Here is a 13628-nt window from a genome sequence, read left to right as displayed (position 1 = left end):
TCATGATAGCCGTACGAAATACGGGCTATATTTCTGCAGATAAACTAAGCTGTTATCTTGCCAAGTTGCCAGCGCAGGAGCAGCAGCGTATTCTACAATATAAAAGAATAGAAGATCGGCAGCGAGCATTGCTAGGCATGTTAACAGTAAACTATATGTTTCAACAGTATGAGCTAGATATAGATGTGATGAAATGGTATAGACGAGACCAACGAGGACGCCCTTATATAGAGGCGTCCTCGAGTTGGCAGGGGGACTTTACCATTAGTCATGCGGGAAAATGGATTATATGTGCCATGACAGACAAGGGAAGAGTAGGCGTTGATATAGAGGAAATTCAGCCGCTTGATTTTGCGACTGTTTTTGCGTGTTTATCGCGAGAAGAGTTTACCTTGCTATTGCAGCAAACAGAAGCGAATCGCTGGGTGTTTTTTTATGAAAAATGGACGCAAAAAGAAGCGATTGGCAAAGCGATCGGAACAGGGTTGATTACCCCGGCATGTTTTTTTACCATAGAAGAGGTGAAGAATAATTGGGCGATTCGTCACTATTATATCGATGAAACGCATCTGGCCTGTTTATGTGTAAATACGAATGATCTGCCTGAGCATGTTGAGTATCGAGACGATGTGGAGATTGTTCGGCATTGGGTCGAAGTGTAACGGGTATTTTCGTGGTGTTATAAGTATGGCTTGAGGAAAGGGGCAGCCTATGAATAAAACGGATCGTATGTTAGCGATTGTGCTAGAATTACAGCGTACAGGGACGAGTCGAGCGGAAGATCTGGCTGCTATATTTGAGACGAGCATACGCACGATTTACCGGGACATACAGGCTCTTAGCGAGGCTGGTGTACCGATTGTAGGAGCCCCTGGTCAAGGATATTCATTAGTTGATGGTTATTTTTTGCCTCCTGTCAGTTTTACAGCCGAAGAAGCGGTCACGTTACTGCTCGGAATCGACTTCATAGAGCAGCAGTTTGATGTGAATTATCGTGTGAAGGCACGTGCGTCTAGGGGGAAAATCGAATCGATTTTACCTGAATCGGTACAAAGGGAAGCAGTAAGGATGCGCGCGGGCTTAAAACTGCTTACGGGAACAGCAGATAGTGAGCAATCGGAGGAAGTGCTTGGATTGCTACGTCGCGCTGTACTAGAGGAGAGAAAAGTACACTTCTGCTATATGAAAAAAATACCGGAACCTACAGGTAATCGCCAAAGTTCCCGCACCGTTGAGCCATACGGTCTTGTGTTTGTAGGTGGCACATGGACACTTATTGCGTTTTGCCATTTGCGCCAGGAACTTCGTCACTTTCGCTTACAGCGCATGTATGAACTTACATTATTGGATGAGAAGTTTGAAAGACCATCCAGCTTTAACTTGCAAACATATGAACCGCCTGATGATCGTAACGTTCTGGTACATATTTTACTGAACCGGGATCTCTTGGATAAGGTAAAGGAATACAATTATTTTTACACGGAAGCAGTAGAGGAAACTTCGGAAGGTCTGCTTGTTGTACTTAGAGTTCGTCAATTTGAGGAAGTGCTTCCATGGGTGTTGAGTTGGGGGGCAGATGCTAAAGTGTTAAGCCCGGAACCATTGCGGAAGCGAGTTCAGGAAGAAATAGCAAAAATGATAAAGCACTACTGACATACTGTTGTCAGTAGTGCTTTTGTATAGTAGGCGATAGAGAACGAAAGGAGAAATGATATGAATACGAAAGAATCTTTATCCCGCCTAGAAGAACTCTCTGCTGCATATCTTCAAGAATTGGAGAAGTTCAGCATAGAACAGCTTATGTATAAGCCATCTGAAAATGAATGGTCGCTTGGGCAGATGTATATGCATGTAATCAACTCGGCTCTCTACATGCAGCTTCGGAATGTGGAGGCATGTCGGAACCAGATCGGTCAGCATGTCAATACAGTCGAGGGAAAAACAGAAGACGGAGAGGCTATATTTGCCCAAGGCAGCTTTCCACCGATAAAAATCCATGTTCCATCTTCGAAAGAGTACACACCGTTGCAGCCAGAGAGTAAAGAGCAGGTTGCTGCTGGTTTGAAGCAGGTACTAGACCAAATGCGTGAACTTGAGCCTACGCTTGCTGCGATTCCACTATCTTATACAGTCCGTCATCCTCGGCTAGGTGCGTTACATGCGAAGGAGTGGTATATGCTGGTGGAAATGCATTACCGTCATCACCTTCGCCAGAAAGAGAAGATTGAGACATGGCTTATGGAAGGGAGGCAGGAGAAATGAATCCACCAAAAATTATAAAGAAAGATGAGATGAAAATAATCGGGATCGAAGCTCGTACAACGAATGAATCGGAGAGGACGGGAGCTGGGGAAATACCGCAATTATGGGAGCGGTATTTTGCAGAGCAAATCCCTACTAAAATTTCAGCTCAAATAAACCCTGGTGTAACGTTTGGTTTGTATACCGATTATGAGAATGGAGCGTCCGGCTTGTATTCAGTAGTGATTGGAAAGGAAAGTACCGAGCTTGAACAGCTCCCAGATGGCATGGTTGCGAAAGTAATTCCTGCAGCGACATACATGGTTTTTACAACAGAGAAGGGACTCATTTCAGAGGTCGTTCCTAAGGCATGGACCTACATTTGGGAGTGGTTTAAAAGTTCAGACGTAAGGCGAGCCTTTAGTGGAGATTTTGAATGGTACGATGCGAGAAGCTGCGATCCAACGAACGCAGAGGTTGATATTTATATTGCGGTTGTGTAAATACTCCCCGAAATCCAGCCACTATGTGCTGTCTTTCGGGGGTTTTTCTTGCGTTATTCTTTACTTTTTCCTACCGCTTCCTTTCTTTTTCCCACATAAAGAACAGCCCATCGAACTCCCTCCTTTCAGCAATCTCTTTATTACATGCAAGAATACATAAAAATGACTAGACTTCATAAAGAATGGACGATTATTAAGTCTTCTGGATTTTTGCCGTGGACACATGCAGCACAATGATAGAAGATAGAGCTATACAAAACATGTCCAGGGGTGAAAAATGAGAGAGAAAATTACATCTTCGGGAGAGCTGCCACCAATAGCCCCAGAACCGACAAAAATCGGCTGGCATATCTTCTGGTCAGTCATTCTTACCTATATTGCGTTTACGATTATTACGGCAGTGCTGATGGCGATTGTGGGCGGAATTACGAGTACATCGTTTGCTTATCGTTTGCTTACTGGAAGCGTGGGGCAGTTTCTCGATGCGTGTGTAGTATTCAGTATCGTAGCACTATACCGAGATGTGAGGATTTCGATTATGCAGTCGATTCGCTTGTCAGCATTGCGGCGGTTGTCTACGTATTTGTATATCATGTTTGGCTTTGTTTGTTTATCTATTATTTCTTTTTTGATGATCAAATACTGGCAGTTTGAAACGACGACGGCGAATCCAGTCAATATGCAATGGCATACGGCGGGAGGATGGCAGGAGGTGCTGTGGCTGATTGCACTCATTATCGTTGGGCCTGTGAAAGAGGAAGTAATGTTTCGCGGGTTTCTATATCGGATTTTAGCAGATCGTTTGTATCCAGTTGTCGGCTTACTTGGGTCAGCAGTGCTGTTTGGCATCATGCATCCGGGGTATCCGGTTTCGTCGATGCTTGCAGGTCTAGTGTTCGGTTTCCTGTATCAGCGGACGAACTCGCTTGCGGTACCCATCCTCCTTCATATGAGCTGGAATGCATATGTTATTTTTTTATAATTTAGAAGGTAAAAGCGTGAAATCTGCTGTACGGTGGATTCACGCTTTTGAGTAGGGGACTAAAACACAATTTGATCGGCTGGTAGTACATGTATACTTCTATCTGGTGTCCCAATTGTACGTAACGTATGGTTATGATGTTGAATGATTGTTTCTGCTGGTATGACAGCATCCGCAGAAGTATGCCCGTCTTCTACTAATGTGACATGAAAGCCTCGTGTTATGGCGGCACGGCAAGTTGTATCGATACAGTACTCAGTTCGAACACCTGTCACGACAAGATGATTGATTTCTCGTTTTTGTAATTCGTCTGTGAGCGTAGTTTGATAAAAGGCATCCGCAGCCTGCTTCGGAATCACAAAATCTTCCGGTCGGGGAGAGATTTCCGGGGTGAACTGCCAGAATGGTGATCCTTTGGCCAACATACCACCAGGCAATTCTTCGTGTTGGATATAGATGATCGTGATGCTTGCTTTTTCTGCTTTTGCGATTATATGTTGAATAACCGACAATGTTTCTTCTTTCTTATACGTTCCCCAGAGCGGCCCGATTTGTGCATCAATAACGAGCAATGCTGTTTTCTGTTCCTGCATTAGACATTCTCCTTTCCAGAATTACTTGAAAAAATTCAATCTGGCTTCTAGCTGTATCGTATGACTGCATGATCCACAGACGTGTTTTCCGTCTCGGCTTTCTTTTGCATATTTGTATTCCGGTGTTCCCTCGTATACGTTAAACAGTTGTCTACAATAAAAACAAACGACTTCATAATAAATCATAGTGAAGACCTCGCTTATGTTCTAATGGTTTATCGCGTAAACATTTGAGGACACTAGCTTATATGGTTAATAATCCAGTTTGTTCGATCCTGATGAGCAGCAGCACAGGTACCTTTCGTAAATAGATGATCAGTTTCATACCAGATCATTTCTTTTGGCGGGCAGGCAGCCGCATAAAACTCATCGGCTTGTTTTTGCGACACGAACTCATCATTGCAGGCAAACTGAAACAGTACAGATGCGGGAGACGCATTTTTTATATAATGGATTCCATCTAGCTGTTCTAGCTCCACTACCAGATTGTGAAATTGCTCAGTTGATAACGAGTGGCGAATGAAAGTGGCTAACGGATGATTGCTTGTGCGATGCCACTCTGATGAACGGGAATAACCCGCGATGAGAGCGTATGCTTTTACACGTTTTTCTACTCCGGCAAGAACCCCGCCCCATGTTGCCCCAAAGCTATGTCCCACATAAGCAAGACGATTCGGATCAATATAGTCTAAGCAAGTAAGCAGGTCAATTCCCCGTTGAATATCTACGATGGTTTGTTTGAACAGTTGAATATCAGTGATCACTTCTAGTAAGTTCGCAGCTCTCTGCTCAGCAGATAACTCTTGCGGAACAGCACGACGCAAAAAAGGGGCATCAAGCAAAAGAGAAGCAATGCCTTTGGATGCTAGAAACTCAGCTTCCGCGATAAAAGTTGTTCGGCTCCCTTGACCTGGATGCATGTAAATCACGGCTGGAAATGGACCATTCTTATGTGGAACGATCAAATAAGCAGGCACATTACCGCCATATGGACTCATATATGAACCGTCTTTAATGGTGCAGCCGTCCTTTATGGCAGCTGAAGTTTCGGTAAAGTCTACGGGGAATGTTTGTGCATATTCAAACATACTCTCCTACATCCCTTCGCACTTATTGTGTTGCAGGCCGTTAAATATGAGATCGATGACATGATGAATAGTCTGTTCCAGGTCTTCTTTCTTGATTTGACCATTCACAAACAGATCAAGCGTGCCGGTTAAAGCTCCCCAGTACACATTGACGATGATTTTAGGATCGCTTTTTTTTAGTTTTCCTTCGTTCATGGCGCGTTCAAATGCTTGAATAAGGGGTTGGTGAGTATTTAGCGTATAGCTATTGCGCACTGCTTCTGAATCAGTTTCGAACACAAGCGTAATGTCGTTCTCCATATTGCGGTAAAATCTCATAAGATCGGGTCTGTTTTGCGCCATTTCCATATAAAATCGTGTGTACTTTTTCAGCTTCGTAAGAGAGTCCTCTTCGGCTGTTAAACGGGATTGGATGAAGGTTTGTGCGAGTTCTATATAGCGAGTGAACAGCTCTCGAAAGAGATCCAGCTTATTTTTGTAATAGTAGTACACTAACCCTCTTGCAATGCCCGCCTTCTTTGCGATATCTCCCATTTCTGTGCCTCTAATTCCTTTTTCGATATACACCTCCAGAGCAGCTTGCATAATTTGTTCAATTCTTTCTGTTCGAATTTGTTCGTTTTGTTCGGTGGATCGTGGGGACAATGTGCACACTCCTTTTTGACTTTCATCAATGTCAATTAAAATATTAGAATATATTGACACGAGTGTCAATCAATGAATAGCAAAAGGCCATCTACCGTTTGGGTAGGTGGCCTTACGATTGTCCACGGGGTTGTTCGGTTTCACAGTGTGCCTAGTATGGATATCCATATGGGTACGGATAAGGAACCGGATACGGATATGGGTACGAACTATAGGAATTATTAAAAAGAAACGGTGTTAGGAATAAAAATGGCAGTAGCGACCCCCCTCCCCCAAAGAACGGTCCTCCGAAAAATGGATGGCCAAAGCCGTGACCAAAGCCATGACCAAAGCCATGACCAAAGCCGTGACCAAAAACAGGACGCCTCGTTGCGTTTTCGCCAGACTGATAAGCTACCGGAGCGACATGATTTTCCTGTGTATAGTCCTGAGTTGAATCATATGTGTAGGGAGTTTGTGAATTTTCCATTTTTTATCCTCGCATTCTGAATTAAATTTTAGATCATAATACAATATGAAATAACTGGGTAAATGCCTTTATGTATACAAAAAATGGGCGTTTGCCTAGTTAGACAAGTCAAGAATATATGGATATGCAGTTTTTGCACTTGCACCAGCATATGTATACCCTATAATAGTGATGTTAAAGGATTAGGAGTGAGGAGATAAAAATGAAAGCAACAGGTATTGTACGAAAAGTAGATGAATTAGGACGAATTGTGTTACCAATCGAACTCCGACGCACATTGGGAATCGACATAAAAGATGGACTGGAGATTTTTGTTGAAGGGGAGAAAGTAGTTCTTCATAAATATCAGCCGGCATGTATGTTCTGTGATTCGATTGAAGGAGTAACTGAATTCAAAGGGAAAAAAATGTGTGAGAGCTGCCTGGCAGAAGTAAGTCAGCTGAAATCATAATACATAGCAAGTCTATATGACAATAAAACAAAGGGTCACAGTCCGTGTCGGACAGGTGGCCCTTTGTTTTGTTTGTACATCGTTATGGAGAGGTTTTCGTGTGTTGTCTCTTGTGATGACAACAGCCTCGATTATAAAACTCATTTTTCGTTACATAACAATATGAATGTTTATAAACCGGGACACAGTGGTGGCGATTAATGATATGGATAGGATGGATCACAGGAACTTCTTGTGGATGGTAAAAATCTCGATAAATTCTTCTTGGCGGGTCGTAAATCGGTGAACAACGCGGACATACACAACGGGTCATGGCCCATCAGCTCCTTTCTCGATATGTATATGTATACGCCCGTGTACAGGGCATAGTTATTGGCCTAATTATGCATATAGGGAGCATAAATGGGTGTATATCCTGCTAATACGCAATTGCTAGAGTTTGTAGGAATGCATCAAAAACCTGCAGCTTTTTCTCTTTTCGCCAATAAATGTATGATCTATAATGATAGTAACAATAAGTGGGTACGTATTTTATGACTTTTGTCTGGGGAAGAAGGAAGGTATACACATGGCCGCGAAACTGCCTAGAGGAATAAAGAAAGCGGTGTTTCTGGACGTAATACAAAATTTCGCCGAACATACTACTTCATCTGTTCTGATCACCAACCCGCATCAAGATGATAATCCAATTATTTATGTCAATGAAGTATTTACAACAAACACGGGCTACACAAAAGAAGAGGTGCTGGGGAAAAATTGTCGATTTCTTCAGGGGGCTAAAACCAATCTGGATGACAGAAAAAAAATTAGAGAGGCCATTGTAGAAAAAAGGCCCGTTACTGTTGAGATTTTAAATTATCGAAAAGATGGAACGGCGTTCTGGAATGAGGTATTTATTAGTCCGATTTTTAATGAAGAACAGGAGCTTCTATATTTCATTGGTATCCAGCAAGATATTACCCATCGAAAGCGAACGCATCAGAAGCTTGTCATTCTAAATCAGACGCTAAAAAAAATATATGAAGGGGAAGATATTCATTCCGTTTTACTTCATTTGTGTAAGCTTCTCGAAGCGGTTTTCCTTGAAGAGGCTAAGTGTTCCATTCTGTTGTATTCATCACAGGAGGGAAAGTTGTACATTGGAGAAGCACAAGGACTTCCTTCTTTTTACAACAAGGCGGTCGATGGGATTGAAGTTGGTCCGAATGTAGGCTCTTGTGGGACAGCGATTTATTACAATAAGAATGTTATTGTAGACAAGATTTCGGAAAGTGAATTGTGGCGGGACTTTCGGGACATTGCACGTGAGAGCGGGTTAGAAGCTTGTTGGTCTTTCCTCATCCGTGAGCATAATAGTAAGGAGATTTTAGGGACGTTTGCCGTTTATTTTTCCAAACCGCGCAAGCCGCTTCCAGAAGAAGTTGAGTTGTTAGAAGAAATCGTAAAAGTTGCAGCGGTTGCGCTAGAATTTCACTCATACACGAAAAAAATTAATGAGCTTGCATATCGGGATACGGTTACTGGATTGTTAAATCGGAATTATGTACGAGAGGAATTAGGCAAAGAAGCTCTTGTACATAAACAGAAGATGGCGGTATTATTTATCGATCTGGATCGCTTTAAAATCATTAATGATACGTATGGTCACGCAAAAGGTGATGAGATTTTACAAGAGGTTGCCAGACGTCTTACACGTAATCTGGATGCATCGTGCCAGATTGCTCGCTATGGCGGGGATGAGTTTATTGTCTGTTTGCCATTTCAATTTGTCGCGGAAGTCGAAAAGGTCGTGGGTAAGGTCTTAGATTGCTTTCAGCACCCGTTTCAACTTCATGAGGAAGATTACTATTTGACGTCATCGGTCGGGATTAGTATGTCTCCTTATGATTCTGAAAATATGGACATGTTAATTCAGTTTGCAGACGTGGCGATGTATCGGGCCAAGCGCAAAGGCTCGAATCAGATTGCGTTTTATTCGTCTGCGATGAGCAGTGAGAATAGCGAAAACCTAGAATTGCTTAACAGTGTGCGAAAAGCCATATTAAATCAAGAATTTCTAGTGTACTACCAGCCGCAAGTCGATGCTATTTCGCGTAAAATCATAGGTGTAGAAGCGCTGCTTCGGTGGAAGCATCCAAAAAGGGGAATGATTTCTCCGGCTGTATTTATCCCGATTTTGGAGGAGACAGGTTTTATTTTTGCGGTGGAAGAACAAGTGCTGTATACAGCATGTCAGCAAAGTAAACGCTGGCAGGAGCGGGGACGAGATCCGATTCCTGTGCATGTCAATATTTCGTCGCCTCATTTCATTCATAGCGGGTTTGTTTCGACCGTCGAAAAAGTCTTGCAAGAAACAGGACTTTCTCCGCAATGTTTAGGGCTTGAGATTACGGAGAATGTGGCGATGAATCATAGTGATCATGTAATGAAAGTTTTCGAGAAGTTACATCACATTGGGATTCGCATCTCGATGGATGACTTTGGTACAGGATACTCCTCACTTAGCTACTTGCAAAATTATCCGCTTGATGTACTAAAAATTGACCAGTCGTTCGTTCGGCAAATTGGTCAGCATGAGGGCAGCGAGAAGATTGTTCGCATGGTTATCTATCTGGCACAATCGCTCGGGTTGTCTGTGTTGGCGGAAGGGGTAGAAACAGAAGAGCAGCTGCGTTATTTGTTTCATTATGGCTGTACAAACATACAGGGATATTTGTTTAGTAAACCTGTGCCTGCCCATGATTTAGAAGAACTTGTTAGGGATTCTAGTTGGGATTTAATTGAATGATAAAATAGATGGAGAAGAAGTGCATGGGAAACGAATACACAGAAAATAACAGCAGACGAAAAATACAGCGGATCGTATTATGGACACTGGCAGTTATTCTTGTCGTGGTTGTCACTTTCGTAGCCTTTCATAAATTTTCCGAATCGCGTGCAGTCGGAGCGGTTGACGAAGCAGAATTTCAGTACGAAAAACAACCAACTATCGGATCTACCCGTGCGCCAGTAAATATCGTGGAATTTGCAGATTTTAAATGTCCAGCCTGTAAAAAATTTGCCCAATCTATTATACCAAGGTTACAAAAAGATTTTATTGATAGCGGAGTCGTTCAATTACACTTTATTAATTACCCGATTGTCAGTCCAAAAGCCGACTCGATGACAGCAGCGTTAGCAGGCGAAGCGATTTATAAGCAGAACCCGGCTGAGTTTTGGAAGTTTTATAAAGCGGTTTATGCGGCGCAAGGTGATGAGGGAACAAACTGGGCTACGGCTGATTTTCTTGTTCAACTTGCGAAAAAGTCCAATCTGCATGTGAATTACGAGCAATTGAAAAAAGAGATAGAAAATCGTACGTTTGCCGAGGATGTTAAAAACGATAAAGCGATTGTAACAAAACTGGGTATCCATAGTACGCCAACGATTTATATTAATGGCAAAAAACTTTCCAATGATACTGCATTTGACTATACAGCGTTAAAAGCGGAAATTTTGAAGAGTAAGGACGAAAGGAAAAAGTGAGTACGATTATAAGAACGTATCGTCTGTATTTTGCATGGATCATTTCCGTTATTGCACTGCTGGGGAGTTTATATTTTAGTGAAATTATGGGGTTTGAACCGTGTAAATTATGCTGGTTCCAGCGTATTTGTATGTATCCGTTGGCTATTTTGTTAGGAATGGCCGCGTATCGGGAGGACGATCATATCGTTCCGTATGTTAGAGTGCTAAGCAGTAGTGGAATGGTGCTTTCTTTGTTTCACTACCTTGAACAAAAAGTGCCTGGTATGCAGGACATTCTTCCGTGCACAACGGGTGTTCCCTGTAACGGTCAGTATATAAATTGGTTAGGGTTTATCACGATTCCGTTTTTAGCGCTCGTTGCTTTTGGGTGTATTACCGTTCTATTGTCAGTCAGAGAAACAAAAGCTCTATGATAAAAGCCTGCCCACTCTCTTTCTTAGAGAGTGGGCAGGCTTTTTGTTTTTATGAAATCGCAGTCATAGGAGGGCTGCTTTAGATACCTCTACTGTTACTCACGCCCTGGCTGTCCTGTCATCCCTGGATATCCTGGCTGTCCTGTCATTCCCGGATGTCCTGGATACCCCGGATACCCCGGATGCCCTGGATACCCTGGATACCCGTGATGTGGATGACAAAAATGATACCATTGATGCCACGGCTGCCCTGGATACCATGGATATGGAGCACAATGATGCCCATGATGCCATTGCTGTCCGTGATGCCATTGTTGTCCCGACTGCCATTGTTGCCCTGATTGTCCGGATTGCCATGGTTGTTGTTGTTGTCTGTCTGTACTCATGTGTATACCTCCTAAATGGTTTACTCTTTTCTTGAGTTAAAATATGTGTGTAGGGCAGAAAGGTGAAAAAGCTAAGTGCCCAAATATCCGCAGATGTCTTGAATATACGTAGGTGCATCATTTTTATGGAGATAATCCAGATATGATTCAAACATGCATGGAAAACTATTCATTTTTGAATTGTTTTTCCTAAAGTACTGGTAATAGGTCTATTTTACTGGGCTTTTTCATTTGATTTTTTTGGCATCAAAATTGCTATTTACTATTTACACGTGGGTTATAAACAATATTTTGGAAGGTGGCATATATGGTTAAGTGGATGACAACAAGTGTAGGGAGAAAATTACAGATTGCGTTTATCTTACTGTTATTGATTCCGAGTTTAATTATTGGACTTTTTTCATACAATGCTGCGAAAAATCGTATTGAAGCGGACATGATGAGATCTTCTATGGACAATGTACAATCTCTTAATGAGTTGATTACGGAATCGATAGAAGGGCAAATGAAAAATGTGGATAATCTCTCTCGATCCATTGATGCGCGTATGTATACGGGTCGAACAAGCCCGATTGTCATGGATATCATCCATCGTTTTCAAAATACACACCCTGAAGTTACATCTGCCTATGTAGGTACTTCAGCGGGATTTTTGATTGCGGATGGAGCTGACAAGCTTGCTTCGGACTATGATCCCAGGAAGCGAGACTGGTATCAAAACGCAATGGAAGCAAAAGGAAGCGTAGTTATTTCGGAGCCGTATCTTGACAAAATCACCCATACTGTCGTAGTTGGCATAACGAGAACGCTGCAGGATGGAAGTGGAGTCATTGGGGTTGATGTAAATCTTACGAACTTAAGCAATACCGTAAAGCAAAAGAAAATCGGTCAGCATGGGTATGCATTTATCGTAGATGGAACGAAAAAAGTGGTAGTACATCCTGAAGTAAAAAGTGGCGAGAACATAGCCGGAGTGATTGCTAGCAAGCTGTTCGAGAAAGATTCCGGTAACATTACGTATTCAGATCAAGACGGAGCGAAACAATTATTTTTTGTCACGAATAAACGGACAGGCTGGAAAATCGCTGGAACAATGCAAATGACTGAAGTAGCAGAGGGAGTCCAAGGGATTTTTTGGACGACGCTTCTTACGATTATCGTATCGTTATTGATCGGTGCTGTGGTGATGTATGTGGTGATTCGTTCCATTACTCGGCCGCTTGCACAGTTGCAGCATGCGGCAGACAAAATTAGCAAAGGAGATGTAACCGAAGAGGTTGTCATCCATTCGAAAGATGAGATTGGACAATTAGGTGAGCATTTTAATGAGATGAGAAGAGCTTTACAGGCTGTTCTTTGCGAGGTAAAGGAAAAAGTAGATCATCTGGCTGCGTCATCGGAAGAATTGATGGTTGGTTCCCAGGAAACAACGCTAGCCACCGAACATATTTCTACAACTGTATTAGATATTGCAAGTAGCTCGGAAGAAGAAGCGAAAAATATAGAGAAAGTTTCTGAGATCATTGCAGGTATGTCGCAAGCGCTTCAGGAGATCGCGAAACATACACAAGGTACGTCAGCGGCGATGGTACAAACATCGGGCATAGCGCAAGAAGGAAAGGAAACGATTCAGGTAACTGTGCGGCAGATGGATTTTATTAATCATTCCGTTCAAGAGTTATCCGGTATTATCAAACATCTGCATACAAGTATCGAGGAAATCGGCAACTTTGCTAAACTGATTACCGATATCTCGGGTCAGACGAACCTGTTAGCCCTGAATGCAGCGATTGAGGCAGCAAGGGCGGGAGAAGCTGGTCAAGGATTCGCTGTCGTTGCGGATGAAGTTCGGAAGTTGGCTGAGCAATCGTCTAGCTCAGCAGAAAAAGTGGCCGATTTAATCCACGATATTAAGAGTAAAATGGACACCGCACTGCATTCTATGGACGCTAGCAGAGGAGAAGTAGAAAAAGGACTTAGCGTTGTGGGAAGTGCAGGAAGTTCCTTTGCGCAAATATATGAAGCGGTAAGCCGCGTAACGCATGAAATCCAACAAGTGGCAGCTGCTGTACAAGAGATTACCGCTCACACTGAACAAGTCGTTACGTCGATTCATTCTGTAACGCGGACGGTAGAGAAGACGTCAGCAAGTATTACTGAAGTATCGGCGAGTACGGAGGAGCAGCTTGCTTCGATGCAGGAAGTGTCTGCGACTTCAGCTTCTCTGACAAAAATGGCAGAAGAATTAGAGGGAGTTGTACGTAAGTTTAATGTGTAGCACAAAAAGCTTCTGTTTTCACAAAACAGGAGCTTTTTTCTTTGGATAAAA

16 protein-coding genes are annotated in these 13628 nt (G+C 42.7%); 10 read left to right on the top strand and 6 right to left on the bottom strand.

What is annotated here, in order from left to right:
- Positions 1 to 2: 2 nt before the first annotated feature.
- The 5 genes from PO771_RS11725 (at position 3) to PO771_RS11705 (ending at position 3726) form a co-directional block, all read left to right on the top strand.
- On the top strand, positions 3 to 662 hold the full coding sequence (locus PO771_RS11725; protein WP_272563151.1) for a 4'-phosphopantetheinyl transferase family protein: 660 nt from the start codon (positions 3 to 5) through the stop codon (positions 660 to 662).
- 49 nt (positions 663 to 711) lie between these two features.
- A complete protein-coding gene (locus PO771_RS11720) occupies positions 712 to 1653 on the top strand; it encodes a helix-turn-helix transcriptional regulator (RefSeq protein WP_272559857.1) in 942 nt (313 codons plus the stop codon).
- A gap of 60 nt (positions 1654 to 1713) precedes the next feature.
- Positions 1714 to 2262 (top strand): DinB family protein, encoded by a 549-nt coding sequence (locus PO771_RS11715; RefSeq protein ID WP_272559856.1) that lies wholly within the window; start codon positions 1714 to 1716, stop codon positions 2260 to 2262.
- Entirely contained in the window at positions 2259 to 2744 is a 486-nt protein-coding gene (locus PO771_RS11710) for a GyrI-like domain-containing protein (RefSeq protein WP_272559855.1), read from the top strand. Before PO771_RS11715 ends, PO771_RS11710 begins: the two co-directional genes overlap by 4 nt.
- A gap of 277 nt (positions 2745 to 3021) precedes the next feature.
- Positions 3022 to 3726 (top strand): CPBP family intramembrane glutamic endopeptidase, encoded by a 705-nt coding sequence (locus PO771_RS11705; RefSeq protein ID WP_272559854.1) that lies wholly within the window; start codon positions 3022 to 3024, stop codon positions 3724 to 3726.
- A 59-nt stretch (positions 3727 to 3785) separates the two neighbouring features.
- On the opposite strand, the gene PO771_RS11700 is transcribed toward PO771_RS11705, so the two are convergent.
- The 5 genes from PO771_RS11700 to PO771_RS11680 form a co-directional block, all read right to left on the bottom strand.
- A complete protein-coding gene (locus PO771_RS11700) occupies positions 3786 to 4319 on the bottom strand; it encodes an isochorismatase family protein (RefSeq protein ID WP_272559853.1) in 534 nt (177 codons plus the stop codon).
- A 21-nt stretch (positions 4320 to 4340) separates the two neighbouring features.
- Positions 4341 to 4505 (bottom strand): DUF2197 domain-containing protein, encoded by a 165-nt coding sequence (locus PO771_RS11695; protein WP_272559852.1) that lies wholly within the window; start codon positions 4503 to 4505, stop codon positions 4341 to 4343.
- 53 nt (positions 4506 to 4558) lie between these two features.
- Positions 4559 to 5407, bottom strand: coding sequence for an alpha/beta hydrolase family protein (locus tag PO771_RS11690; protein WP_272559851.1), 849 nt, complete (start codon positions 5405 to 5407; stop codon positions 4559 to 4561).
- A 6-nt stretch (positions 5408 to 5413) separates the two neighbouring features.
- Entirely contained in the window at positions 5414 to 6052 is a 639-nt protein-coding gene (locus PO771_RS11685) for a TetR/AcrR family transcriptional regulator (protein ID WP_272559850.1), read from the bottom strand.
- Between the two features lie 151 nt (positions 6053 to 6203).
- On the bottom strand, positions 6204 to 6521 hold the full coding sequence (locus PO771_RS11680; RefSeq protein ID WP_272559849.1) for a hypothetical protein: 318 nt from the start codon (positions 6519 to 6521) through the stop codon (positions 6204 to 6206).
- Between the two features lie 202 nt (positions 6522 to 6723).
- Between PO771_RS11680 and PO771_RS11675 the strand changes: the two genes are divergently transcribed.
- The 4 genes from PO771_RS11675 (at position 6724) to PO771_RS11660 (ending at position 10913) form a co-directional block, all read left to right on the top strand.
- The gene (locus PO771_RS11675) at positions 6724 to 6972 is read left to right on the top strand and encodes an AbrB/MazE/SpoVT family DNA-binding domain-containing protein (protein WP_272559848.1); all 249 of its coding nucleotides are present in this window, start codon (positions 6724 to 6726) and stop codon (positions 6970 to 6972) included.
- Between the two features lie 568 nt (positions 6973 to 7540).
- Positions 7541 to 9760 (top strand): EAL domain-containing protein, encoded by a 2220-nt coding sequence (locus PO771_RS11670; protein WP_272559847.1) that lies wholly within the window; start codon positions 7541 to 7543, stop codon positions 9758 to 9760.
- 23 nt (positions 9761 to 9783) lie between these two features.
- Positions 9784 to 10497 carry a DsbA family protein gene (locus PO771_RS11665; protein ID WP_272559846.1) on the top strand — a complete coding sequence of 238 codons (714 nt, stop codon included), beginning with the start codon at positions 9784 to 9786 and terminating at the stop codon, positions 10495 to 10497.
- On the top strand, positions 10494 to 10913 hold the full coding sequence (locus PO771_RS11660; protein ID WP_272559845.1) for a disulfide oxidoreductase: 420 nt from the start codon (positions 10494 to 10496) through the stop codon (positions 10911 to 10913). Before PO771_RS11665 ends, PO771_RS11660 begins: the two co-directional genes overlap by 4 nt.
- Positions 10914 to 11008: 95 nt before the next feature.
- On the opposite strand, the gene PO771_RS11655 is transcribed toward PO771_RS11660, so the two are convergent.
- Entirely contained in the window at positions 11009 to 11299 is a 291-nt protein-coding gene (locus PO771_RS11655; RefSeq protein WP_272559844.1) for a hypothetical protein, read from the bottom strand.
- 307 nt (positions 11300 to 11606) lie between these two features.
- Between PO771_RS11655 and PO771_RS11650 the strand changes: the two genes are divergently transcribed.
- Positions 11607 to 13577 carry a methyl-accepting chemotaxis protein gene (locus PO771_RS11650; protein ID WP_272559843.1) on the top strand — a complete coding sequence of 657 codons (1971 nt, stop codon included), beginning with the start codon at positions 11607 to 11609 and terminating at the stop codon, positions 13575 to 13577.
- Positions 13578 to 13628: the final 51 nt, after the last annotated feature.

This window comes from Aneurinibacillus uraniidurans (assembly GCF_028471905.1).
Taxonomy (GTDB): domain Bacteria; phylum Bacillota; class Bacilli; order Aneurinibacillales; family Aneurinibacillaceae; genus Aneurinibacillus; species Aneurinibacillus uraniidurans.
This window is presented reverse-complemented; position numbering and strand designations above follow the sequence as displayed.

Bases quoted from the DNA above. Each gene is read 5' to 3' on its own strand.
- PO771_RS11680 (WP_272559849.1), bottom strand. From the start codon at position 6,521: ATGGAAAATTCACAAACTCCCTACACATATGATTCAACTCAGGACTAT.
- PO771_RS11670 (WP_272559847.1), top strand. From the start codon at position 7,541: ATGGCCGCGAAACTGCCTAGAGGAATAAAGAAAGCGGTGTTTCTGGAC.
- PO771_RS11655 (WP_272559844.1), bottom strand. From the start codon at position 11,299: ATGAGTACAGACAGACAACAACAACAACCATGGCAATCCGGACAATCA.
- PO771_RS11700 (WP_272559853.1), bottom strand. From the start codon at position 4,319: ATGCAGGAACAGAAAACAGCATTGCTCGTTATTGATGCACAAATCGGG.
- PO771_RS11710 (WP_272559855.1), top strand. From the start codon at position 2,259: ATGAATCCACCAAAAATTATAAAGAAAGATGAGATGAAAATAATCGGG.
- PO771_RS11720 (WP_272559857.1), top strand. From the start codon at position 712: ATGAATAAAACGGATCGTATGTTAGCGATTGTGCTAGAATTACAGCGT.
- PO771_RS11665 (WP_272559846.1), top strand. From the start codon at position 9,784: ATGGGAAACGAATACACAGAAAATAACAGCAGACGAAAAATACAGCGG.
- PO771_RS11675 (WP_272559848.1), top strand. From the start codon at position 6,724: ATGAAAGCAACAGGTATTGTACGAAAAGTAGATGAATTAGGACGAATT.
- PO771_RS11690 (WP_272559851.1), bottom strand. From the start codon at position 5,407: ATGTTTGAATATGCACAAACATTCCCCGTAGACTTTACCGAAACTTCA.
- PO771_RS11715 (WP_272559856.1), top strand. From the start codon at position 1,714: ATGAATACGAAAGAATCTTTATCCCGCCTAGAAGAACTCTCTGCTGCA.
- PO771_RS11705 (WP_272559854.1), top strand. From the start codon at position 3,022: ATGAGAGAGAAAATTACATCTTCGGGAGAGCTGCCACCAATAGCCCCA.
- PO771_RS11650 (WP_272559843.1), top strand. From the start codon at position 11,607: ATGGTTAAGTGGATGACAACAAGTGTAGGGAGAAAATTACAGATTGCG.
- PO771_RS11695 (WP_272559852.1), bottom strand. From the start codon at position 4,505: ATGATTTATTATGAAGTCGTTTGTTTTTATTGTAGACAACTGTTTAAC.
- PO771_RS11725 (WP_272563151.1), top strand. From the start codon at position 3: ATGATAGCCGTACGAAATACGGGCTATATTTCTGCAGATAAACTAAGC.